Annotated in this window: 19 protein-coding genes; 10 read left to right on the plus strand and 9 right to left on the minus strand. The window is 50.7% G+C overall.

What is annotated here, in order from left to right; genetic code table 11:
* Positions 1–81 precede the first annotated feature (81 nt).
* The 3 genes from accD to AC5JMP_RS01370 all read left to right on the plus strand — a co-directional run bounded on the left by accD (position 82) and on the right by AC5JMP_RS01370 (position 1,768).
* A complete protein-coding gene (gene accD, locus AC5JMP_RS01360) occupies positions 82–1,014 on the plus strand; it encodes an acetyl-CoA carboxylase, carboxyltransferase subunit beta (protein WP_495849623.1) in 933 nt (310 codons plus the stop codon).
* Between the two features lie 62 nt (positions 1,015–1,076).
* On the plus strand, positions 1,077–1,268 hold the full coding sequence (locus AC5JMP_RS01365; RefSeq protein ID WP_495849624.1) for a hypothetical protein: 192 nt from the start codon (positions 1,077–1,079) through the stop codon (positions 1,266–1,268).
* A gap of 149 nt (positions 1,269–1,417) precedes the next feature.
* On the plus strand, positions 1,418–1,768 hold the full coding sequence (locus AC5JMP_RS01370) for an NfeD family protein (protein WP_495849625.1): 351 nt from the start codon (positions 1,418–1,420) through the stop codon (positions 1,766–1,768).
* 28 nt (positions 1,769–1,796) lie between these two features.
* On the opposite strand, the gene AC5JMP_RS01375 is transcribed toward AC5JMP_RS01370, so the two are convergent.
* The 3 genes from AC5JMP_RS01375 to AC5JMP_RS01385 are packed head-to-tail and all read right to left on the minus strand — an operon-like array spanning position 1,797 to position 4,766.
* Positions 1,797–2,231, minus strand: a complete 435-nt coding sequence (locus tag AC5JMP_RS01375) for a DUF29 family protein (RefSeq protein WP_495849626.1) — start codon at positions 2,229–2,231, stop codon at positions 1,797–1,799.
* A gap of 1 nt (position 2,232) precedes the next feature.
* Positions 2,233–2,427, minus strand: coding sequence for a hypothetical protein (locus AC5JMP_RS01380; RefSeq protein WP_495849627.1), 195 nt, complete (start codon positions 2,425–2,427; stop codon positions 2,233–2,235).
* Positions 2,428–2,432: 5 nt separating this feature from the next.
* Entirely contained in the window at positions 2,433–4,766 is a 2,334-nt protein-coding gene (locus tag AC5JMP_RS01385; RefSeq protein WP_495849628.1) for a tetratricopeptide repeat protein, read from the minus strand.
* A 273-nt stretch (positions 4,767–5,039) separates the two neighbouring features.
* Between AC5JMP_RS01385 and AC5JMP_RS01390 the strand changes: the two genes are divergently transcribed.
* The 4 genes from AC5JMP_RS01390 (at position 5,040) to AC5JMP_RS01405 (ending at position 10,818) form a co-directional block, all read left to right on the plus strand.
* A complete protein-coding gene (locus AC5JMP_RS01390; protein WP_495849629.1) occupies positions 5,040–5,246 on the plus strand; it encodes a hypothetical protein in 207 nt (68 codons plus the stop codon).
* 126 nt (positions 5,247–5,372) lie between these two features.
* Positions 5,373–6,032, plus strand: a complete 660-nt coding sequence (locus tag AC5JMP_RS01395; protein WP_495849630.1) for a helix-turn-helix transcriptional regulator — start codon at positions 5,373–5,375, stop codon at positions 6,030–6,032.
* 76 nt (positions 6,033–6,108) lie between these two features.
* Positions 6,109–8,001 carry a ShlB/FhaC/HecB family hemolysin secretion/activation protein gene (locus tag AC5JMP_RS01400; protein WP_495849631.1) on the plus strand — a complete coding sequence of 631 codons (1,893 nt, stop codon included), beginning with the start codon at positions 6,109–6,111 and terminating at the stop codon, positions 7,999–8,001.
* Between the two features lie 33 nt (positions 8,002–8,034).
* Complete coding sequence (locus AC5JMP_RS01405) at positions 8,035–10,818, plus strand: CHAT domain-containing protein (protein WP_495849632.1); 2,784 nt, start codon at positions 8,035–8,037, stop codon at positions 10,816–10,818.
* 49 nt (positions 10,819–10,867) lie between these two features.
* Here the strand turns inward: AC5JMP_RS01405 and AC5JMP_RS01410 are convergent, their stop codons facing one another.
* The 6 genes from AC5JMP_RS01410 to AC5JMP_RS01435 form a co-directional block, all read right to left on the minus strand.
* Positions 10,868–11,500 (minus strand): hypothetical protein, encoded by a 633-nt coding sequence (locus tag AC5JMP_RS01410; protein ID WP_495849633.1) that lies wholly within the window; start codon positions 11,498–11,500, stop codon positions 10,868–10,870.
* 412 nt (positions 11,501–11,912) lie between these two features.
* Positions 11,913–12,569, minus strand: coding sequence for a CHRD domain-containing protein (locus tag AC5JMP_RS01415; RefSeq protein WP_495849634.1), 657 nt, complete (start codon positions 12,567–12,569; stop codon positions 11,913–11,915).
* A 276-nt stretch (positions 12,570–12,845) separates the two neighbouring features.
* Positions 12,846–13,649 (minus strand): peptidase, encoded by an 804-nt coding sequence (locus tag AC5JMP_RS01420; protein WP_495849635.1) that lies wholly within the window; start codon positions 13,647–13,649, stop codon positions 12,846–12,848.
* A gap of 52 nt (positions 13,650–13,701) precedes the next feature.
* Positions 13,702–13,953 carry a preprotein translocase subunit SecG gene (secG, locus tag AC5JMP_RS01425; RefSeq protein ID WP_495849636.1) on the minus strand — a complete coding sequence of 84 codons (252 nt, stop codon included), beginning with the start codon at positions 13,951–13,953 and terminating at the stop codon, positions 13,702–13,704.
* A gap of 50 nt (positions 13,954–14,003) precedes the next feature.
* Positions 14,004–15,602: a 2,3-bisphosphoglycerate-independent phosphoglycerate mutase gene (gene gpmI / locus AC5JMP_RS01430; protein WP_495849637.1), complete on the minus strand. Its 1,599-nt coding sequence runs from the start codon at positions 15,600–15,602 to the stop codon at positions 14,004–14,006.
* A 269-nt stretch (positions 15,603–15,871) separates the two neighbouring features.
* Positions 15,872–17,590, minus strand: a complete 1,719-nt coding sequence (locus AC5JMP_RS01435) for an ABC-F family ATP-binding cassette domain-containing protein (protein ID WP_495849638.1) — start codon at positions 17,588–17,590, stop codon at positions 15,872–15,874.
* Positions 17,591–17,797: 207 nt separating this feature from the next.
* Here AC5JMP_RS01435 and AC5JMP_RS01440 point away from each other — a divergent pair, with 207 nt between their 5' ends.
* The 3 genes from AC5JMP_RS01440 to AC5JMP_RS01450 all read left to right on the plus strand — a co-directional run bounded on the left by AC5JMP_RS01440 (position 17,798) and on the right by AC5JMP_RS01450 (position 22,858).
* Positions 17,798–19,297 carry a cryptochrome/photolyase family protein gene (locus AC5JMP_RS01440; protein ID WP_495849639.1) on the plus strand — a complete coding sequence of 500 codons (1,500 nt, stop codon included), beginning with the start codon at positions 17,798–17,800 and terminating at the stop codon, positions 19,295–19,297.
* Positions 19,298–19,404: 107 nt separating this feature from the next.
* Positions 19,405–19,527 carry a hypothetical protein gene (locus AC5JMP_RS01445; protein WP_495849640.1) on the plus strand — a complete coding sequence of 41 codons (123 nt, stop codon included), beginning with the start codon at positions 19,405–19,407 and terminating at the stop codon, positions 19,525–19,527.
* Between the two features lie 136 nt (positions 19,528–19,663).
* Positions 19,664–22,858: a GAF domain-containing sensor histidine kinase gene (locus AC5JMP_RS01450; RefSeq protein WP_495849641.1), complete on the plus strand. Its 3,195-nt coding sequence runs from the start codon at positions 19,664–19,666 to the stop codon at positions 22,856–22,858.
* The last annotated feature ends 18 nt before the right edge of the window (positions 22,859–22,876 follow it).

The raw sequence follows: 22,876 nt of genomic DNA on the forward strand, positions 1-22,876 counted from the left end.
CATTGCAAGAATCTCTTCGCGCTGGGTTGCAATGGTTTAGTCCGCATCTACTATCCATTATTTCCCCGCTTAAGAGGTTGCATGTCTTTATTCGACTGGTTTGCCAATCGACGGAAAGTAGGTCCCGTCAGCCAAGAAAAGCACGATCGCGAGATTGCCGACGGCTTGTGGAGCAAGTGTCCCTCGTGTAGCGCCATGACCTACACCAAAGATTTACGGGCAAATCAAATGGTGTGTCTCGAATGCGGACACCATATGCGGGTGTACAGCGATGAGCGGATTCGGCAGTTGATCGATCCGGGTACCTGGAAGCCTCTGGCTCTGGAACTGTATCCGACCGATCCCCTTAAGTTCCGCGATCGCAAAGCCTATAGCGATCGTCTCCGAGAAACTCAAGATAAAACAGGGCTGATCGATGCTGTCCAGGTAGGGCTGGGTCAAATGGACGGGTTTTCGGTAGGGCTGGGAGCCATGGACTTCCGATTTATGGGCGGCAGCATGGGTTCGGTGGTGGGCGAAAAGCTGACGCGGATGATTGAGGCAGCAACCGAGCGACGATCGCCCGTAATCATTGTCTGTGCTTCGGGTGGGGCGCGAATGCAGGAGGGGATGCTGAGTCTGATGCAGATGGCAAAAATTTCGGCGGCGTTAGAGCGTCACCGGGAGGCGCGTCTGCTCTATGTGCCCGTCCTGACTCACCCAACGACGGGGGGCGTAACGGCAAGCTTTGCCATGCTGGGCGACATTATTTTGGCGGAACCCAAGGCGACGATCGGGTTTGCAGGCAGGCGGGTAGTCGAACAAACCCTACGGGAGAAACTGCCGGACGACTTTCAGACCTCTGAGTATTTGCTGACCCACGGCTTTGTGGATGCGATCGTGCCTCGGACGCAGCTCAAGAAGACGCTAGTGCAGCTGATTGGACTCCATCAGCCTGCTCCCCTGTCATCTCGTACCTCTCACTTTATGCACATCCCCGACATGGTGGCTTTCAAGGCGATCAGTCCAGACTGATTCATCAGCCTTTTCCGGGAGATATAGCAACCGCCAAGGCGGTTAGGACGGGGACATTGAGGGTGGTGTGCAAAGCGCGCCACCCTCAATGTCCTAAGCAAACTGGCAACAGCGATATTCCGAGAGATGCTCCGGGAGATAAGGCGGTATTCCTGGTTTTAAGCCAATCTTTTGGCGAGGATTGGCGAAATCTTGTCCAGTCTGAACGGGCGATCGCTCAACGGCTTTGCCCATCTCCCTATATCAGCGCCTAAAGTTCGGATTTAACGCCCGGATTTTCCCTGGTTTCTTCTGCCTAAACCTCTGAAACTGAGGTCATGAATCGGCGTTGCTAATTTTAGGAATGATTTTTTGTAAGAGCGACGCTCTCACAAAAAAATCATCCTCCGATTGAGCAGTGCCCATGAATCAGGCAATGAAACGAGGTGAACTGATGCGTGTAGCTCCGACAACGACTCAATGGTTTGCTGAACTGGCTCAAGGTGAGGTGGATCAGCCGATCGCCTCCTCTCAACCTGGACGAATTCGATTTCAGCGCAGCTTCTGGAAAGCAGAACTGGCAGATTCTAGCTGCCGATCGGTCAAGTCGGGTGAATCGGTGCGGGTGGTGGGCAGGCTGGGGATCACGTTGCTGGTGGTGCCGATCGAATCTGCTGTGCCCTCACAGAGAGAGAAGGTTGTCCAAGTTGATTGGACGCAAAAGATTGGCTCTGCCTTTGCGGTCGTGGCTGAGTTGGCGATCGCGCTCAGGTAAAGACATTAATGATGAATCCTTGGATTTATCAGTTTTGGTCTGGTGGGGCGATCAGGGAGAAGGCGCGATCGAGCAGTTCACTCGGCTTGATCATCTTCTCCAGTTCATCCGGTTCGTATCGCCCCTCTGCGACTTCTAAGGAGGCAGCATCGATCGCCTCTGGATAAGCTTCTTCTAGGGCAAGGCGTAATTCATCTGTACTCAGATAATAGCCGCCTGCCTTGCGGCGTTTATTCTTTTGTTGAATGGCTCTTGCGGCATTGCGAATTGAGATGTCCCACGATCGCGTGGTGCGATTTTCAGCCTGTTGTTTGATGAGGTGAAGCAGCAGAATTTTGGCATAGCTACTGACGTTATTGATCTTGTCATCTCTGCTCATTTCTTCCAGTTCTTCAACCAGCGCTAATGCCCCTGGAATATCGCCCTTAATTAATAGCGCTTTGAGGCTAAATAGTTCTTCCATTTCATTCTTCTCGAACTTCAGACTCACTTTGCTCTGAGCGAACTAGAGGCTCCCCTGACCAACTCCCGATCGCATCCTCGAAAAAATCAGGTTGCCAATTTTTCTTGCGATCGAGCTGTGAATCTAAGAGTTGACATTCTTCGTCGGTCAAAGATCCAATAATTTGAACCAAGGAGTTAACGAGTTGAGTATTCATCTTTTTTAGTCCTCTGTAGAGCTTTCCATCGATCGCTTCACCCGCTCCACCTGTTTCGGTGCTTCCATTTCGGTAAAAATCCGAATTGCTTTTTGAAATACTTTACAGGTCACATCAGCTTCGTTCATTATTTGATAAGTTAAACCAAGCTGATAACAAGCTTCACCAAGCTCACATTTTGCTCCTATTTTTTCAGCTAAATCAACTGCAGCATGATGAATCTTAATCGCTTTGTCTAAATCTTTCTGATCTCGCAAAACTTCAGACAAACCGTTTAAGGCTCTAGCCTTTAACTGATTGAACTGATTTTTTTCAGATAGTATAATTGTCTTCATAAGTACATCAAGCGCTTTCTGATTGTCTCTCAAGTTCTTATAACTTAAACCTAGAAATAGGGAGCCAACTGTCGTGAGCCATCCACTATTATCTCTCGCCGCATAATGATCTAAAGTTTGGTGAATTTTCTCAAGTGTTTCTTGCGGATAGCCCAATTGAGAATTCAAGAAAGCTAAGCATGAAGGAGCAGCAAAAGTGTTTATTGTTAGATCATCATTAAATAATATATATTCTTCCAGCAAATGCCTTGCTTCATGTAGCTCCCAGAGATCAACTCTACATAGGCTGATATTGTATAGAGCTAGTCTTTCAAGTTTCTTAAGCCTCTTAGACTCTTCTTTTATATCTTGATCAGTTCCAGTAAAAGCTGAATTAAGGCATTCAGTCGCTATTTTTTGCGACTTGATGTGAAATCTGATAGATTCATTTATTTCTCCAATTGCCCAATGCTGATCACCTAAAAGATTGTAGAGTCTACTCAAAGCATATCCAGGCTTAATTTCTCCTATTATTCGATTTATAGCAGGGATCATTTGTTGTGACATTCCCAACCTATAAAAAATAGAACCAAGATGTGGCTTATAATCCTCCATCTCATGCTGCTCAAACCTTTTGGTTAAAATCACATTACCAGCATCTTCAAAACTGTTGATCTCGCAATAGTGATGATAGGCTTCAAATGCTTTTTGAGCGTCTTCTATAGATTTAACAGTTTTAATAATGTTTGTCCAAAATTCTGCCACATTTTGATTTGTTGTTTTCCATTCTTCACATTCTCTCAACCGCCCGATCGCCTCACTCCGAATCACCGGATGCAGCCAAAACTCTTTATCCTCAAACTCTACTAACGATCGCTCTTTCAAAGCTTTCACTACTCGACTCTGCCTGTTCTCTGGCACATCCCATAGCAGACAAAATAGACCTTCGATCGGCACAGTGGGCACATCCTGATAGCGATAGCAACCCATGCGGCAAAGCAACTTATAGGCATCAGGATCGACCTGTTGAAGGCGATCGAATTGCTGAGTTACTAGGTCTTCTAAATCGCGTTCAATCAACAGGTCATTCTGGTTTTCCTGCCAGTAAGCCTCGATGTTTTCAGCATAGTCTTGCTTAATCACGCTGCTGAGAATTTCCATTGCTTTAGCATTGCCGCCATAGGCATGATGCAGAGCCGTCAGCGCCGGGGTTGTTGCCAACTGCCGCAACTGAAAGAACTTTTCCCAGGCAGCAACCTCTAGACTGCGTAAGGGATAGTGCTGTACCGCCACACTCGGCTCATGCAATCGTTCGCGACTGGTGATTAGCGTCACCGATTGCACCGATGGATCGGCTAAAACTCGCAGCAGTTCCACATAGCGGCGGTGCGGCTCAATAAACTTTCCCGCAGAATCCAGGGCAGGCTCCAGGTTGTCGATCAAGATGCCGATTTGTTCCGCTTGCAGCCTGCGCTTCAGCCGATCGATCGATACCAAAAACTCGCGTCCTGGCTCCTCCCCCAACTGCCGCAGCTTCTCTTCAATCAGGCTCTCGATCGAAGCAATGTCTTTTGTTTCTTTGGCGATCGGGAACTCCAAAAACGCATCAAACTTCTGCTGAAGATATTTCCGCGCCAGGGTGGTCTTACCCACGCCGCCCCTCGCCTGAATCACAATCACCTTCTCGCCTCGATTGATTAAGGTGGTGAGGTCAGCGATCGCCCCTTCTCGTCCCACAAAGTTGAGATCGGCAGTGGTTTGAGGAAACGGGCAGTGATCGCTCTCCTCCAGGCTAAGACCAAACGCTCTGAAAAGCTGCTCCAATTTGCTCAGGTCTGCCTTCTCTCTGCGCCCCAAAATCTTGGCGATCGTTCCGTCGTCCATCTTTGCTTCTAGGGCAATCCGCTCCTGCGTTCGCTTATTCCCCGGCAAAATTTCCCAGGCTTGCAGGGCGACATCCAGCCTATTCCAGCCCGCCTCCGTCAGAATTCGACCCCGCTCTCGTTTCGCTTTCTTCTCAGCCATACTAAGCCTCTAACTCCGGGTTGAGTCCGCTTGACCGATGTTAGGGAGAATAACAGGTTTTTCCTGATTTTAGATAGCTGGAGTGTGGTTGGGAGTCGGATATGCGATCGCCACAGCGCTTTCCATATCAACCGTTTGGCAATCTATCTTATTCAGCTTATCTTCGCTGTAAACATCCGCCTTTTCCCTGGAGTCTGAGGGCAGAAATCTCGACACTAAGATCAACCGTTCAATCTCAGCGGTCTAATCTCAGCCCTGTCAGGAGGTCAAAAGATGTTAAACGAGATCCGGGTTCCACAAGCTTCAATTCGATCGATCGGCTCAAGCGCAGAAGCTATGGCATCTAGTCAGCCCTCCAGTCAGTTTTGTCTGCCTTCTAACTCAAGCCTTCCCTCCTGCATCTATGCCCATGAAATCGTTTCGCTAATTTTGGCAGCAGCAGTCTTGATCCGAGCCGTTCGGGGATCTAGCAGCCGTTAACAGCTCAAACGATGCTCACAAATATGATGAAAACATCACAGGTGCCTGCATATTTTTTGAGCGGCGTTCCGACAAGTTATTACGCCCCCAAATGCCCTATGGCGGCGATCACTTGAGGAATAAATCATGACTTACTGTACTGAGTTCGCCACTGACCCGATCGCCCCTCAGCAGCTCCATGGGTTTCAGGCAAATAGAGGTCTGGAAGCGATCGCCCATCCAGCTCATGCCCTCCTCCGAACGGTTATTGAAAGTTGGGTCGATGGCATCCTGATCTTGACTGAGCAGGGACAATGGGTTGAAGCCAATGAATCTGCCCGTCACATTTGCGGACGATTGATCAAAGCCCAGGCGCTTCAGCCCTCCCCTTACTCTTCCAGCCGGAGTCAGACCCCCCGAAGTGCGGTGCCCCAGAAAATTTGGGAAATTTGCCAGGAGTTGATCCAGAGTCAGCAAGCTTTTCCACGCCAGCCTGTGATTGTTGAATCAGAAATTGATCTTGAAGGTTCAGTGCTGCGGGTGCGGGTGCGCTGGTTTGGGGTGGAGGCAACCGATCGCCCTTACCTGATGGTGATTCTTGAAGATCGGCATCAGACCAATTTGCAGCGGGCGATCGTAGAAGTGGATCAGTTCCGGCTTTCTCCCCGCGAAGCAGAAGTCTGGTTACTCTATCGCACTGGGCACAGCTATAAGAAAATCGCTCAAGAGCTATACATCTGTTTTGACACCGTTAAGAAACACTTGCGGAGCATTCGTACCAAGCAGCAGTGCGCAAAACTTATCTAAAAAAATTGTGTTTCTCCATAAAATTGAGAGATGCATCATGATCTGCATTCATAACCTGTGCTAACCCAATTTATCGATGAGCGCCTCTAGATTCGCAGTTTTATATCCTTCTATTTTGGTGAGTCTAGCAAGCTTGATCGCATCGCCGCTCCCCATTTTGGCGGCAACTCCGATTGCTACTGTTTTTCCCAGTGATGTTTCTCCCAGTGATATTTCTCCTGGCGGCGCTTCTCTAGCTGACGTTTTTTTGGATGACGTGGCTCAGCTCAAGTTAGGTAAACCTAGCGAAATTAGCCAAGTTTTCCCTATTGATCCGCCTGAATTTCCTCCCACCACTAATCCTGCCCGATTAAACGAACCTGCACCCATCCCCCCTTTGCCTGATCAGGTTTTACCGCCGCTGCCGCCTCCCGAAGATTTATTGCCCCCGCAAACTCCAGCTCCCGCAGAGGTGCCTGAAGCAGTGCCGGGAGAGGTGCCCAATACTGTCTTGATCAAGCGCTTTCGGGTGGAGGGAAGCACCGTTTTTTCAGCTGAAGAGCTGGCACAAGCCACGGCTCCCTTTGAAGGACGCAATCTCTCGTTTGCGGAACTGCTGCAAGTGCGATCGGTGATCACGCAGCTCTATGTAGATCAGGGCTACGTCACTTCAGGGGCATTTATTCCGCCCCAAACGATGGAAGGTGGGGTGATCACCATTCAGGTGGTTGAAGGCAGCCTTGAGGATATTAACGTTAGCGGCACTCGAAGGCTACGTCCCGACTATATTCGGAGCCGACTGGCGATCGCTGCCTCTACGCCTCTCAACACCAACCGCCTCTTGGAAGGGCTGCGTCTGCTACAGCTTAATCCGCTAGTGCAGACGATCGCCGCAGACTTGCAGGCAGGCACGCGCCCTGGAACCAGCTTGCTACAAGTTCAGGTACAAGAGGCAGACACTTTTAGTGGAGACATATCGCTGAATAACGGGCGATCGCCGAGTGTGGGCAGCTTTCGGCGGGGTGTGCAGCTCACGGAGGCAAACCTGCTGGGCTTGGGGGATAGCTTAAGCGTTGGCTACAGCAATACTGACGGCAGTAACCAATTCAACGGCAGCTACACGCTACCCCTCAATCCCCGCAACGGTACGCTACAGTTTTCGTCTGGCGCTACAAACAGCCGTGTGATTGAACCGCCATTCACCCCATTGGATATTATTGCCAACTCTCGCTACTACGAAATTACGCTGCGACAGCCGCTTTATCAAACTTCTACTGAAGAATTAGCTCTGGGGCTAACGGCATCTCGTCAGGAAAGTAAAGCTGAATTTTCACCTGGTGATGATTCGGAGCTACCTTTTCCATCGCAGGGAGCCGATGAAGAGGGACGGACGCGAATTTCTGCCCTAAGATTTTTTCAGGAATGGACAAAGCGGAGCAGTAGCTATGTCTTGGCAGGGCGATCGCAATTTAGCCTAGGGCTAGATTTGCTGGATTCTACGGTCAGTGATAGTGCTCCAGACAGCCGCTTTTTTGCATGGCGAGGACAGGGGCAGTGGGTGCGTCTGCTGGCACCCGATACGCTGCTGCTCGTGAGAGCCGATGCTCAAATTGCCACATCTCTGGTGCCTCTAGAGCAGTTTAGCCTAGGCGGACAGGACACCCTCCGAGGCTATCGCCAGGATTTCTTGTTGAGTGATAACGGCGTGCTGTTTTCAACCGAAGTTCGGATTCCGGTGCTGCGCGTGCCTCAAGTGCAGGGCGTGCTGCAAATTGTGCCCTTTCTCGATGTTGGTACAGGCTGGAACAGCGATTCGCCTGATCCCAATCCCAGTACGCTGGTGGGGGCAGGGTTGGGTCTGCTGTGGCGACAAAGTGACTACCTCACCGCTCGTCTAGATTGGGGAATTCCGCTGGTGGCAGTCGATCGCCGAGAGCGAACCTGGCAAGAGAGCGGCGTCTATTTTTCGATCGTGATCACGCCCTTTTAGAAGAATTTTAGGGATCAAATTTGGGAGTATCCGATGCAGCAGGAGCGGAAGTTGAAAAGAGTGAGAGGGCGCGATCGCTTTATCTTGGCGTTTCTAACGGCTTTGTGCATTTGTGGGCTAGTGGGTGGTATCAGGGTGGAGGCATCGGGTCAGGTAAAGGACTCTACGCTTCAGGACTCTGCACTTCAGGACTCTGCGCTTCAGGACTCCATCACAGCCCAAGATCCACTCGATGGCGCCAGAATTCTCTATGACGACGGACAATTCCAGCAGGCAATCTTACTTTTGCAGACAGTCTTGCAGGAGACGGGAGAACCTGCGGCTCAAAATCCTCTGCGACGGGTGACGGCACTCAGCAATCTTTCGCTCTGCTATCAACAGCTTGGGCTATGGGATGAGGCAACTCAGGCGATCGCCCAAAGCCTGACGCTGCTAGAAAGCCTTGCCGCTAGCCCCGATCGACAGCTTGCCCTCGCGCAGGCTCTCAATATTCAGGGACAGCTCCAGCTTGCCACCGGACAATCTGAACAGGCACTTGCCACTTGGCAACAGGCAACCACAGCCTATGGGCAGGTTGATAGCATCAGCGGCGAACTGCAAAGCCGCATCAATCAAGCGCAGGCACTACAGGCTTTAGGACTTTACCGACGGGCGATCGCCACGCTAACCGAGGTTAGTCAAGCGCTGCAAAATCAGCCAGACTCGCTGATGAAAGCCGCTGCACTCCGCAGCTTGGGCGATGCCTTGCTGGTGGCGGGTAGCCTGGAGCAGTCGCAGGAATCGCTTCAGCAGAGCCTACAGATTGCCCAACAGCTTCAGGAACCTGGGGCGATCGCTGCAACTCAGCTCAGCTTGGGCAACCTCACCCGCGCCGAGGCGATCGCTCAACTGACGCTCAAGAACATGACCGTAGCGGATGCCAATGCCCTCCTTCAGGCTGCCTCTCAAGCGTCAATTAATTCTGCCGAAGCTCGGAGACAACAGCAACAGCGATCGTTTGCCAACGCTTTTTATCAGCAAACTCAGCAGGCGATCGACTTCTATCAACAGGCGGCGGTAGGCGAGACTCAGATTCAGGCGCAGCTCAATCAGCTCAATCTGTTAATCGAAACCCGGCGCTATGAGCAAGCTCAGGTGCTCTATCCTCAAATTCAAGCTCAGTTAGAGGGAGTTCCCCCTAGCCGCAGCAGCATTTATAGCCGCATCGATTTAGCGCAGGGCATCACTAGATTGAGTCAAGATCGGGGTTTGGTTTCTGGCTCTCGATCGGTTGCTCAGTCTGAAATGCAGAATGCTGCTCAGCTCTTGGCGATCGCTAATCAGCAGGCTGCCCAGCTCAAAGACACACGCGCCCAATCTTACGCCTTGGGCACCTTGGGCGGACTGTATGAAAAAACGCAGCAGTGGCAGCAGGCACAATCGCTGACTCAGCAGGCTTTAACGCTATCCAATAACGCCGCCGATATTGCCTACCGTTGGCAGTGGCAGCTAGGGCGATTGCTTAAGGCACAGGGCGATCGCAAGGGCGCAATTTTGGCGTATAGCGAGGCAGTCACGACCCTGAAGACGTTGCGCAAAGATCTGGTTGCCGTCAATCGCGACGTGCAGTTTTCCTTTCGGGAGAGCGTCGAACCTGTCTACCGAGAGCTAGTGGACTTACTGCTCACAGATCAGGATATTTCCCAAAGCAGCGCCGAAAAGCTGGTGCAGGCACGGGACGTCATTGAGGGTTTGCAAATTGCCGAGCTGGACAACTTTTTCCGGGAAGCTTGTCTGGACACCGCCTTTCAGCTCGATCGCGTCATTGACCAGACGAACCTCTCGGCGGCAATTTTCTACACGATCGTATTGCCCGATCGCCTAGAGGTCATTCTAAAACTGCCGCAGCAGGCTCTACGCTACCACACGGTGCCAGTCACTCAGGCAGAAGTCGAAACCACAGCCGATTCACTGCTTGTTGAACTCAAAAAACCCCTGACTTCGGAAACGCTCCAATCGCTATCTCAAAAGATTTACGGCTGGCTGATTCGTCCGGAAGAGGCGGTTTTGGCGAGTGAAAAAATTGAAACCTTGGTGTTCGTTCTAGATGGCTCTCTCCGCAGCATTCCTATGGCGGCACTCTACGACGGACAGTATTACCTGATCGAAAATTACAGCGTGGCGATCGCCCCCGGATTGCAGCTCCCTGATCCTAAACCTCTGGACAGCCGCAAACTCAAGGCGCTAGTTGCCGGATTGAGCGAAGCCCGCGAAAACTTTCCGGCTCTGGGCTTTGTCCAGGATGAGATCAAAGGTATCCAGTCAGACGTGCCCAATAGTCAAGTGCTGCTCAACCAAAGTTTTACAACAGACAACTTTCGTAAGCAGCTCGATTCTGCCGATTTCTCGATCGTCCACATCGCCACCCACGGGCAGTTTAGCTCTAATATCAAAGACACCTTCATTCTGGCGTGGGATGACCCGATCAACGTCACTGAATTGGGCAGTTTACTTCAGGCTAGAGATACTTCTAATCCCAACCCAATTGAGCTGTTGGTGCTAAGCGCTTGCCGGACTGCCGTGGGCGATCGCAGAGCCACCCTAGGTTTAGCCGGAGTCGCCGTCCGAGCCGGGGCACGCAGCACGATCGCCTCACTCTGGAATGTAGACGATGATTCGGGAGCTGCTCTGATGGGGCAGTTTTATAAGGAGTTAGGTAAAAATTCTGTTTCCAAAGCCGAGGCTCTGAGAAGGGCGCAGCGATCGCTCCTCGCCAATCCGCAGTATCGAGATCCTCGGTTCTGGTCGCCCTATGTGCTGCTAGGGAACTGGCTTTAGGTCTGTTCTAAGAAGTGGGTGAAACTATCACCCACTCTTATCTTATTTACTACACCCGGTCAGCTGCTCGCTGAGCTGCATCTACTGCATCATTTGTCTTGTCTTTGGCGAAATCTGCGGCATCTTCTGCGTTGCGCTTAACTGAGCGAACCGCCTCTTTTCCGGTTTGCCCAACGTTTTGCTTAGCGCCCTGAGCGGCATCCTGAAGGCGATCGCCCGCTTTGTCTAAATTGTTTTGCAGATTATTAAATCCTGCCTTGGCATCGCGGGTTGCCTGATCTTTTGCCTGATTGATTACCTTGCCAGCATCTTTAGCGGGGTTGGGCACACCTGACTTCACTTCATCTGCAAGTTCGCCAGGAGTTTGCACCTGATTAACATTTCGCTTAGCGCGATCGACTACTGCACGGGTTTTGGCTTTCAGCGTTTTAGAGTCTTGCGTGTCGTCGTATTCGTTAGAGCTATTTAAGCCGTCTGAAGGCTGGTAAGTCTTATCGTTAGTGGGCTGAGCAACGCGCTCATTATAAGAGCCTGTGCCAACTGAAGTCGGCGAGCTGGGATTACAGGCAACTGTGGTGAGCAGCAAAAGCCCTGCTAGAGCCATTACAGAGATTTGTCTCAGTTGAAATCGGCTAAAAAAGGACGAAACTTTAGAAATTAGATTAGAAATCGTGGCTTTCACAGATAGGTCTCCTTAAAACTCATTTTTGCCTTTTTGACAGGCATAGTTTGCCTTTTTGATAGGCATACTTTGAGAGTAGTTGGAGAGCGATCGCTCCTTCGTCTAACCAGAGAGAGATTTTGCTGCACATCTGGCGCTACTGAATCAAAGTACATATCTCAGCAAACACCAAGCCCTCTTGCCCCACATTCTTCAAGGCTCAGTCCGATCGCGAACTGGAATTTTGTGGCGCGCGCCACAAAACCCTAGAAGCTGGATTCCAAAGGCGCGGAGCGCCTTTGGAATCCAGCTTCTAGGAAAAATAGGAAGACTTTGCGATCGGCTGAAGCTTTGAGTCTAGGATTCTTCCAAAATTTAGAGGTTGGGAGCAATTTAGGCTGGCGAGAATGCTAGCAATGAGAGTATGGAAAACTTAGTAGGGTTGAAAAATCCCTCTCAGCTCACCTGCACGATTTTTCTTCGTGTGAAGGTCAACATACAATGTTCCGCTGGAGAGCGCCTGCACCTGCTCACTGGTTAAAGTGTATTCTCCAGAAAACCGACCGCTCAGCTCATCGGCATTAGGACTCACTTCTAAAGCGTACTGGAATGGGCCATTCGCAGTCGGTTCACCCTGATGGATATGAATGCCAGAAGTGATGTTTGGGTTAGGCGGATTTAACGGATCGGTGGCATAGTCACGCAGGGCGCTGGACAGGTTGCTAAAGTCTCCTCGAACAATCAGCCGATTGCCTACAAGGACAGCGCCAGAAGCCCCAAAGGCACTGGTGGATGGCGTAGCGGGTACCACGACACCGTTTTTGGTCATTACGGCAACGTAGCGTGTGATGGAGCTACTGGGCAGACCCTGAGCGATAGCCGCAGAGTTAGCCTCACGCAGATTGTCTACCAGCTGTTGATTGACTAGGCGAACCTGTGGGGTTGACTGCAATGCCTCAGTAGCTACCGACACAGACTGGGTTGGGACGGTCGCAGCGCTGAAGGATGACATTGAGGCAACGACAACCATCAGCAAGCAGGTGATTGTACCCAAGAGAAAATTCGATAGAGTTCGATGAGTCTTTTTCATAAGGTCATCCGGTGTAAACGGTGAATGTTCATCAGGTAGTACGGATTTATAGGAGATATGGATGCACTGAGATTGAATGAATAGGCTTCAGGAGAGCAAATCTATAAATTTGAAATTTGCTATTTATTCACGCGATGTGCAGCTCATTGACCCTCATCCTAACCCTTTATCCTGAAGGAGAAGAGCTTTCAGACATTTCCGATCTCCTCTCCTGCTGGGAGAGGGCAAGGGCTGTCTTTACGGTGTTTCAGGAAAGCTGCACATTGCGTAGATTCGCTATTCAATACTCCATCCCAAGCGAGTTGGCTGCTGATAAATTTGTTTCAAAGTGTTGATATCTCGATGAGAGATTGGCGGCGAATTGCGAACTTGAGAAAAATATAGAACGTCCGTCTGCACTGGGCTATGCCCCCAAATGCCCAGCGCATGACCCAACTCATGACGAGCTGTAGCTTCCGTGTAAGCAGCCGTTTGGTTAGCGCTCAGATACACCGTAAACCGATGGGACAGTAGGGCTGAGGCGTTCTCCGAATTGCTAGAATCTCTGGGGCTAGAATCTCTAGATCGATCAACAAACACCTGATACCGAGTCTCTGCCGATCGGACGCGGGGCAATACATTTGCTGCATGAACAGACCGTAGAGGCGGCGCACGGCGCTGAACTTGAATATCTGCGTCTGAAGAGGAAACTATTTCCAGCGGCAGGTAAATGTTCCAGTCCTGAACGGCTTTTGTTACTGCTGTTACCCAAGCCTGAGCGCGATCGCGTTCATACCCAGTCGCTGCTTGAGGAACAGGCTCAACATAGACTTTCACCGGAAAATTTGACCACACTAAGTATCCAAAGTCCGTAGGCTGCACTGCTGTGAAGTAGTCCTCTAGACTGTCTGGTTGCCACTGAGCCAGGGTTGGCGGTAAGGGGTGTGCTTGCAAAGGCGGCAAGATTTCTGGCAAGGAATCTGAGGTAGCAGCAGGCGGAGCAACCTGAGAGAGTGCAGGGGCGATCGTCGCTAGATAACTTCCTAACCAGATTCCACAAGCTATGAGAAATCCCATGAAAATGAGCGAAGGATGCTGCATCCTTCGCCTTCCCTTTCGCTTCATGCTGTTCTGCTTCAACGATGGCAAATCGCTAGGCAGGTGGCACAGGCGGCGTTTCTAGCCAGCCAGCACTCAAAACAACTGTCAATCCCATGAATAGAATTGTCAAAGTCCAGGCAACTCGGTTAAGGGTTAATTCCGCGCTTTTGGTGCTGGTAAAGAGCTGCGCCTGTCCACCCAGACCTCCCAGACCATCTCCCTTGGGGCTATGCAGTAGCACCATGATGATCAAGCCAACCGCAGAAAATCCCCAAAGAACATGGACAGCATTCAATAATGTCATAGTGACTCGATCTCTAATATCTTCTGTCTATTCTACAGGGTGACTCAAGCTTATAGAGAGACTCGAATGGGTGTGCGGTTTGCCTTAGTCTCAATGTCTGCCGAGAGAATCATCGATCGCCCGGTCATTTCTGGCGGCTGTGGTAAGCCCAAAATCTCCAGAATCGTGGGGGCAATGTCTGATAGGCGACCGTCCTGACGTAGTGCCACCTCAGTGCCATGTCCGGGAATTCTGCGTTTCTCGCCTTCCACTAAGATAAACGGCACCGGGTTGGTGGTGTGCGCTGTCCAGGGGTTGCCCTGCTCATCCCACATCACTTCCGCATTGCCATGATCAGCAATGATGATGGTCGTGCCGCCCATTTTGCTGACGCTTGCCAGCAGCCGACCCAGACAGGTATCTACCGCCTGAACCGCCTGAACTGCGGCATCTAGCTTGCCCGTATGCCCCACCATGTCAGGGTTAGCATAGTTGATCACGACTAGAGAATAGATACCCTTCTCGATCGCCTTTACGACACCATCTGTCACTTTAACCGCCGACATTGCTGGAGCGCGATCGTAGGTGGCAACCATAGGGCTAGGCACCATCTCTCGATCTTCGCCCTCAAAAGGATCTTCGCGTCCACCGTTAAAGAAATAGGTGACGTGAGCGTATTTCTCGGTTTCAGCCGTGCGGAGCTGCTTCAGCCCGTGGGCAGCCACGACTTCGCCTAAAATGTTGTCCAGATTGTTGGGCGGAAAAGCCACCAAAACCGGGAAGTGCGGATCGTACTGAGTGAAGGTGGCAAAAGCTAGAGGCGCAATCAGGGTGCGATCGAAGCTATCAAAGCTGGGATCGACGAAGGCTTGGGTTAGCTGACGGGCGCGATCGGGACGAAAGTTGAAGAAGATGACCCCATCTCCTGACTCCACGGCTCCCGGCGCGATTCGAGTCGGCAGCACAAACTCATCATTGATGTCAGCATCGTAGGAAGCCTGCAAAACTTCTGTAGCCGATCGCCCATCTCCCGTACCATTAGTCGTCATCAGCTCATAGACTGGCTGTTCTCGCTCCCAGCGGTTGTCTCGATCCATGGCGTAATAGCGACCGCTCAGCGTCACAATTCGACCCACGCCAAACTTTTCGATGTACTGCTCGACTAGCCCAATTTCTTTGATGCCGTCCTTAGGGCGAGTATCTCGTCCGTCGGTAATGGCGTGGATGCAAACCTCTGGAATCCCCTGCTCTTTCGCCAGCTCTAGCAAGCCCGAAAGATGGGAGAGGTGGGAGTGGACGCCGCCCTCAGAGCATAGCCCGACCAGATGCAGCTTGCCCTTGTGCTGGCGCACTGCCTCACAAACCTGGAGCAGCGCGGAGTTGCTCAAAATGGTACCGTCTTCGACCGCATCGCTGATTCGAACTAGCTCTTGAGGCACGATGCGCCCTGACCCGATATTGAGATGCCCTACCTCAGAGTTCCCCATCTGACCGTCAGGTAGCCCTACGCTTTTGCCAGAAGCTTGAATAAGCGTGTGAGGATAGGCAGCCCAGAGGCTATTCATCACCGGGAGGCTAGCGTTGGCGATCGCATTGCCATCTTGACTATCTCGATAGCCCCAACCATCCAAAATCACTAGCACCACTGGGGAGATTAAAGTCTGTGCCATGTGAACAGCCCCTTAATTTATCAATTTCTCAGCAATGATACCATTCAGTTTTTCAACACCCTACTATTCAAACAGGAAGTATTCATACCCTTTTAGATTGATGAGGGGGCAGATGATTTTCGGAAGCCGCGCTCCGCGCGGCTTCCGAAAATCATCTGCCCTATTTGAGTCTTAAATGGGTATCAGATATAGACAGGAACTAGAGGTAGATAGCTGGCTAGACGAAAACTCTTTGGCGCAGTTAGCCAAGCGTTCAACCCAGCGTTAATTTATTCGACCTTTGCCTTTGTTTTCTGCTTTTGCTTTTCTTTCTGCTTATCTCTTTTAGCAGTCACTTTCTCAGCTTTTTCTGCTTCGATTAGTTCCAGCTTTGCCCGCTCTTTCTCCTCGGCAATTTTTTCCAGGTAATAATCGTAGTCGCCTCGGTAGAGCCGCAGTTCGCCATCTCGAATCTCTACGATCTTATTAGCGACCTGAGAAATAAAGTAGCGATCGTGCGACACCAAAATTGCCGTACCGTCAAAGTTAGTTAGCGCTTCCTCCAGCATTTCTTTCGCCGGAATATCCAGGTGATTGGTCGGCTCATCTAGAATCATCAGATTCACGGGAGCTAGCAGCATTTTTGCCAGAGCCAGTCGCGCCTTTTCACCTCCGCTAAGGGAAGATACTTTTTTGCGAACGGTATCAGAGCTAAACAAAAATCGCCCTAGTAACGTACGAACTTCCTCATTCTTCCAGTCAGGAACTTCGTCGTGAATCGTCTCCATCACAGTCTTATTCAAATCGAGCGCTTCCGCCTGATTCTGCTCAAAGTATCCAGGAATGACGTTGTGATCGCCCAAAGTAATGCTGCCCTCAGCAGGCTTTTCGACTCCCATCATGAGCTTCAGCAACGTGGATTTGCCTGAACCGTTAGGCCCCAGGAAGGCAATGCGATCGCCCCGTTCGATCAGCAAGTCTGCGCCTAAGAACAGCAGCTTTTCACCGTAGAAGTGGGTCAAATCTTTGATGATTACCACGTCGCGTCCGCTACGAGGTGCAGGCGGAAAGCGGAAATGCAGCGTCCGAACGCTGCCGGTAGGAGCCTCAATGCGCTCAATTTTGTCGAGCTGCTTCTCACGGCTTTTTGCCTGAGTGCTACGGGTGGCGCTGGCTCGGAAGCGATCGACAAAGGTTTGCTGCTTCTCGATTTCTTTTTGCTGCCGCTCAAAAGCGCTAAGTTGCGCCATTTGCGCCTCGGCTTTTTGCTCCAGATAGGCGGTATAGTTGCCCAGATAAGTGGAAGAAACTCCCCGCTCGGTTTCCACGATTTGCGTACAGAGGCGATCAAGGAACTCCCGGTCATGGGAGACAATCACCATCGGCGTATCGATGCCCCGCAGATAGTTCTCCAGCCATTCGATTGTTTCCAAATCCAAATGGTTGGTCGGCTCGTCCAGCAGCAGCAGATCGGGCGATTGCAGCAGGATTTTTCCTAAACCCATTCGCATTTGCCAGCCGCCGCTAAAGGAGCTAACCAGGCGATCGCCAGCATCCGCCTCAAATCCCATTTCGGGCAAAATCTTCTCAATCCGCGACTCTAAGCCATAGCCGTCCAGCGCCTCATACTGCCGCTGAAAGCGATCGAGCTTATGGATCAGGCTATCCAGCTCTTCCATAGAAGCGGTCTGCATCTCATGCTGCACGGCTTCCAGCGCATGATGCACCTGATTGGCTTCTTCAAAAGCGCGCCAAAACTCGTCTCGAACCGTGCGCTCTAGATCGACATCAAACTCTTGATTGAGGAAAGCAATATGCAGACTGTTGGGTCGGATAATTTCGCCAGAGGTTGGCTCCATTTCACCCGCAATAATCTTGAGCTGCGTGGATTTCCCGGCTCCGTTCACGCCGACTAAGCCAATGCGATCGCCAGGTTTAACTTCCCAGCTCACGTCCTTAAGCACTTCGCCCGTTGGATAAATTTTGCTGATGTGTTCTAGCCGCAGCATCAAAATTCTCCTTGAGAGTTGAGAGCGATCATGGGAAGGATAAAAAAATTAACATCCAGACCAACTTTAACAAAGTTTTAACAGGACTGGAATTAATGTCGAAAATATTGGAGCAAGCCAAATGCCTTTAGAATCGATGGGTGCTCCATGCCTGATTCAGGCAACCAAAAATTGCTTGTCCTCACTTAATTACATAGCGCCCTACCTATGACGATCGGTGTTTGGATACTAGGCGATCAGCTTTCGGCTAACCAGGCGGCTCTTAGAAGCGTCACTGCTCAGAACGCGCCTGTGATTCTGATCGAGTCCATGCAGCACGTTCAGGCGCGCTCCTATCATCGGCAAAAAATAGTGCTGGTCTGGTCGGCAATGCGGCATTTTGCTGAAGAACTGCGGCAGTCAGGCTGGACAGTAGAGTATGCGATCGCCCCCGATTTTGACTCGGCGCTACAAGACTGGATTAAAACCCAGGGCATTACAGAGCTACGAGTAATGCAGCCCAGCGATCGCCCGTTTGCCCAGCTGATTCGATCGCTCAATTTGCCCTGCAAAATCACCTTGGTGCCGAACAACCAGTTTCTCTGGACGGCTGAGGAATTTCAAACTTGGGCAAAGGGTCGCAAGAGCCTGGTAATGGAATATTTCTATCGAGAAGGGCGGCAGCGAGATCAGGTTTTGATGGAGGGCAAGCATCCTGTGGGCGGCACCTGGAATTTTGATAAAGATAACCGCAAGCCCCCAAAAGGCAAGCTCAACACGCCAGAGCCGCTGTGGTTTGAGCCAGATGCGATCACGCAAGAGGTGATTGATTTCGTCAAGTCAGGCGATTTCTCAGACTATGGAGAGGTGGAGCCGTTTCGGTGGGGAGTAGGGCGATCGCAGGCTCTACAGGTTTTGCAACACTTCGTTGAGACGCGGCTCCCCGCGTTTGGCCCCTACCAAGACGCGATGGTAACGGGCGAAGAAACCCTGTGGCACGCCATGCTGTCGCCCTATCTAAACTTAGGCTTGCTGCATCCGCTGGAGGTGATTCGGGCAGCTGAGGCGGCTTATCATCAGCAACAGCTCGATCTCAGCAGCGTCGAGGGCTTCATTCGGCAGGTCTTGGGCTGGCGAGAATATATGCATGGTCTCTATCACTATGTCGATGAAGACTATCCGCAGCGCAACCATTTCAACCACACGCAGCCTTTGCCAGAGTTTTTCTGGAATGCTGACACCGACATGAACTGTCTACACCAGACCTTAAAACAGACAGAAAAAATAGCCTATGCTCACCACATTCAGCGGCTGATGATTTTGAGCAACTTTGCGCTGATCGCCGGACTGTCGCCCCAAGAAGTCGAGAATTGGTTTCATGCGGCATTCATTGATGCCTACGACTGGGTGATGCAAACCAACGTCATTGGCATGGGTCAGTTTGCCGATGGCGGCATTCTTGCCTCCAAACCCTACGCCGCCTCTGCTAACTACATTAATAAGATGAGCGATTACTGCAAAGGCTGCTGCTACAAGCCCACCGATCGCACGGGTGAAAAAGCCTGCCCCTTCAACTTTTTCTACTGGGATTTTCTCGATCGCCACCGTTCTAGCCTGCAATCTCAAGGTCGCATGAGCTTCATCCTCAAAAACCTGGACAAAATGCCGGACTGGGAATTGGCAGAGATCAGGGAGCGATCGCGCCAGTGGCATGAGCAAAGTCGATGAGCCTGATTTTACTATTGCTCCATTTATTCATCCGCTCAGCTTAGGACATTTGGTGTGGAGCGCTTCCCGCCCCACCCTAAATGTCCCCATCCTAACCGCCTTGGCAGTTGCTATATTTTGTAGCCCATGCTCAGCTTACCGATCCTGAAGTCGCAGCCCAAACCCTTGTAGGAAAGCTGATTCGCTTTGTAATGGTGCAGAAGATTCCCTATTGGAGCGCGATCGCCTAGTGGATGGTTTGCTAAATTTACTCATCCACACAACCTGTTTATCCTGGTAGCCAAACCTTAGCTTTGCTCAAAGTTTGGGAACTATTAAAATTATTGCCTGCGTTGTACGGTCTCGTACACCAAATTGAGAATCTTTATGAAATCTAAAGCGATCGCTCGTTGGCTGGGAAAGCGCCTCAACCAAGCTTTAGGGCAGCCTGATGTAGACAGCTTGAGAGGAGAAATCAAGCGAGAACGTGAGACGATTCAGCGAACGCGAGAGCAACATGCCGCCCTTGCCAATGTGATTGGCAAAATTCGCGCCTCCCTCGATCTCGACAGCCTCTTCGCTACCACCACTCAAGAAACCTGCCAACTGCTGCATGTGGAGCGCGTTGCCGTGTATCGCTTCCATACAGATTACAGCGGAGAATTTGTCAGCAGTTTTGGCTTTGCTCAACACAATTGGGATCAGATTGCGCCGTTTGGCAGAAAACTGGTGTGGGAAGACACCTATCTGCAAGAAACCAAAGGCGGTCGCTACCGTGCGAATGAAACATTTGCCGTGGCGGACATCTATGAAGCCGGACATTCTCGGTGTCACATCGATATCCTGGAGCAATTTAAAATTCGGGCGTATGCGATCGCTCCCATCTTCAATGGACTGAAACTTTGGGGGCTTCTGGCTGCCTACCAGCATTCTGCACCGCGTCAATGGGAAGCAACAGAAGTTGAGTTTCTGGCTCAAGTTGCTAGCCATCTGGGTGTAGCAATGCAGCACTCGGAATTATTTAGGCAGCTACAAACCCAATCCCTTGCCCTGAAGGAATCTTTAGCGCGGCAGCAGGCACTGGCAGAAGTAGTGACGAAGATCCGTTCCGAACTGGATATGTCATCAATCTTTCACACAACTTGTCGAGAACTGCGGCAGCTATTGAACGTGGAGCGTGTCGCCGTGTATCAGTTCAACCTGGATTGGAGCGGTGAGTTTATTAGCCATTTTGGGGCGGCTGACGATCAGTGGGAACAAACCGCACCGTTTGGCAAAAAACTCGTGTGGGAAGACACACACCTTCAAGAAACTCAGGGGGGGCGCTATCGCCGCAATGAAAGTTTTGCGGTAGCTGATGTAGAACAAGCCGGACATTCTCAATGCCACCTCGATATTCTCAGGCAATTTAAGATTCGATCCTATGCCTTGGTTCCGATTTTTGTGGGACGGAAATTGTGGGGATTGCTGGGTGCGTATCAGCATTCTGCACCGCGTCAGTGGGAAGCGATCGAAGTGCAATTCATGGCGCAAGCCGCCACTCAACTGGGGGTTGCAGTGCAGCAAACCGCCCTACTCGATGAATCGAAACAGCGAACTCAAGCCTTAAATAATTCGATCGCCCGCCAACGAGCACTCACAGAAATCGTCAGCCGCATTCGTTCCTCTTTAGATGTAAATTTAATTTTGCAAACGACCTGTCAGGAAGCCCGCCACCTGCTAGAAGTGGAACGAGTTGCGGTCTATCAATTTAACGAAGACTGGAGCGGTGAGTTTGTTGCGCAGTTTGGTACGGTGGTGCCGGGGTGGAAGCATATTGCCCCCTTTGGCAAAGATTTAGTCTGGGAAGATACTCATCTTCAGGAAACTCAGGGCGGACGCTATCGCCGGAACGAAACGTTCGCGGTCGCAGATGTTTCCCAAAGCGGGCATTCTCGGTGTCACATGGCAATTCTGGAAGAGTATCAGATTTGCGCCTACGCGATCGCCCCCATTTTTGTGGGACGGCGGCTGTGGGGCTTACTCGCTGCCTATCAACACTCGGCTCCCCGCGCCTGGGCAACGGTCGATGTCGAATTTTTAGCTCAAATTGGCGCACAGCTTGGGGTAGCCATTCACAGCGCCGAGCTTTTGTCTGCTACCCAGCGAGCCGAGGAGTTGCAAAAAGCGGCGGAGCAGCGCCAAATTCTCTTTGAGGTGGTTGCCAAAATCCGCGATTCGCTGGACTTAGATACCATTTTTAACAACATATCAACTAGGGTGCGCCGATCGCTCAAAGCCGATCGAGTAGGCATCTATCGCTTTGAACCAGAGTTAGGCGTTGATTATGGCGAGTTTGTTGTAGAAGATGTGGTCGCTGGATTTCCCTCGGCGCTCAACGCTAAAATTCACGATCACTGCTTTGGTGAAAATTATGTTGATGAATATATCAAAGGGCGCATTCACACGCTCACAGATTTAGATCAAGCCGAAATTCAAGCCTGTTATCGAGCGACACTGGAACAGTTCGGCATTCGAGCACTGCTTGTTGCTCCCATTGTCAAAGGTAATCAACTTTGGGGACTGCTCTGTGTCCACCAATGTACTCAACCGCGTGAATGGGAAGAAATTGAAGTGCAATTTGTGAAGCAAGTTGCTGATCAACTCAGCATTGCGTTGCAACAATCCGATCTGTTAGCTCAGACCAAAACTCAGGCAGATCAACTGGCGATCGCACTGCAAGATTTACAAAACACCCAACTTCAAATCGTCCAGGCGGAGAAATTGGCGAGCTTAGGACAGTTAGTTGCTGGGGTAGCTCATGAAATTAACAACCCAATTAATTTCATTCATGGCAATCTCACCCATGCCGAAGAATACACGAATGAACTTCTGAAACTGATCAAACTCTACCAGCAGCACTGCCCACCTGTACCAGAAATTGAAGAGGCACTACAAAAAGCCGACCTTGAGTTTCTAGTCGAAGATTTGAAGAAAGTAGTAAGCTCGATGCAAAATGGCACAGATCGCATTCAAGAAATTGTTTTGTCACTCCGCAACTTTTCTCGTTTGGATGAAGCAGCGTTCAAACTGGTGAACATTCATGAAGGCATTGATAGCACACTGATGATTCTGTCCCATCGGCTTAAGCCCTCTCCAACCCATCCCGGCATTCAAATTGAAAAAGACTATGATTCATTGCCACTGGTAGAATGTTACCCCGGTCAACTCAATCAGGTATTTATGAACTTAATTGCCAATGCGATCGATGCCTTAGAAGAGCATGATCAGCAGCGGTCAACGGCAGAAAGCAAGGCAAAGCCTGGGATCATTCGGATCTGGACTGAGCTGAGTATCTCAGAGTGGATTGTTATTCATATTGCTGATAATGGCGTTGGCATTCCAGAGGCGCTGCAACAGCGTTTGTTCGACCCGTTTTTTACTACAAAAAGTGTGGGAAAAGGGACAGGACTTGGATTGTCTATCAGCTATCAAATTATTACTGAGAAACACAACGGTAAGCTTGCTTGCTACTCAGAGCCTGGTCAAGGGGCAGAATTTGTCATCGAACTGCCAATTCATCAAACAACAGTCCGGTCTTAGCTTAAAGCGAGTTATAGC

It is taken from the genome of Drouetiella sp. (assembly GCF_059504425.1).

What these genes read in the sequence shown, in the direction of transcription:
- secG (WP_495849636.1), bottom strand. Translation starts at nt 13,953, where the DNA reads ATGACATTATTGAATGCTGTCCATGTTCTTTGGGGATTTTCTGCGGTT.
- AC5JMP_RS01395 (WP_495849630.1), top strand. Translation starts at nt 5,373, where the DNA reads ATGACTTACTGTACTGAGTTCGCCACTGACCCGATCGCCCCTCAGCAG.
- AC5JMP_RS01400 (WP_495849631.1), top strand. Translation starts at nt 6,109, where the DNA reads ATGAGCGCCTCTAGATTCGCAGTTTTATATCCTTCTATTTTGGTGAGT.
- AC5JMP_RS01405 (WP_495849632.1), top strand. Translation starts at nt 8,035, where the DNA reads ATGCAGCAGGAGCGGAAGTTGAAAAGAGTGAGAGGGCGCGATCGCTTT.
- AC5JMP_RS01385 (WP_495849628.1), bottom strand. Translation starts at nt 4,766, where the DNA reads ATGGCTGAGAAGAAAGCGAAACGAGAGCGGGGTCGAATTCTGACGGAG.
- AC5JMP_RS01450 (WP_495849641.1), top strand. Translation starts at nt 19,664, where the DNA reads ATGAAATCTAAAGCGATCGCTCGTTGGCTGGGAAAGCGCCTCAACCAA.
- AC5JMP_RS01415 (WP_495849634.1), bottom strand. Translation starts at nt 12,569, where the DNA reads ATGAAAAAGACTCATCGAACTCTATCGAATTTTCTCTTGGGTACAATC.
- accD (WP_495849623.1), top strand. Translation starts at nt 82, where the DNA reads ATGTCTTTATTCGACTGGTTTGCCAATCGACGGAAAGTAGGTCCCGTC.
- AC5JMP_RS01440 (WP_495849639.1), top strand. Translation starts at nt 17,798, where the DNA reads ATGACGATCGGTGTTTGGATACTAGGCGATCAGCTTTCGGCTAACCAG.
- AC5JMP_RS01370 (WP_495849625.1), top strand. Translation starts at nt 1,418, where the DNA reads ATGAATCAGGCAATGAAACGAGGTGAACTGATGCGTGTAGCTCCGACA.
- AC5JMP_RS01390 (WP_495849629.1), top strand. Translation starts at nt 5,040, where the DNA reads ATGTTAAACGAGATCCGGGTTCCACAAGCTTCAATTCGATCGATCGGC.
- AC5JMP_RS01380 (WP_495849627.1), bottom strand. Translation starts at nt 2,427, where the DNA reads ATGAATACTCAACTCGTTAACTCCTTGGTTCAAATTATTGGATCTTTG.
- AC5JMP_RS01420 (WP_495849635.1), bottom strand. Translation starts at nt 13,649, where the DNA reads ATGCAGCATCCTTCGCTCATTTTCATGGGATTTCTCATAGCTTGTGGA.
- AC5JMP_RS01375 (WP_495849626.1), bottom strand. Translation starts at nt 2,231, where the DNA reads ATGGAAGAACTATTTAGCCTCAAAGCGCTATTAATTAAGGGCGATATT.
- gpmI (WP_495849637.1), bottom strand. Translation starts at nt 15,602, where the DNA reads ATGGCACAGACTTTAATCTCCCCAGTGGTGCTAGTGATTTTGGATGGT.
- AC5JMP_RS01435 (WP_495849638.1), bottom strand. Translation starts at nt 17,590, where the DNA reads ATGCTGCGGCTAGAACACATCAGCAAAATTTATCCAACGGGCGAAGTG.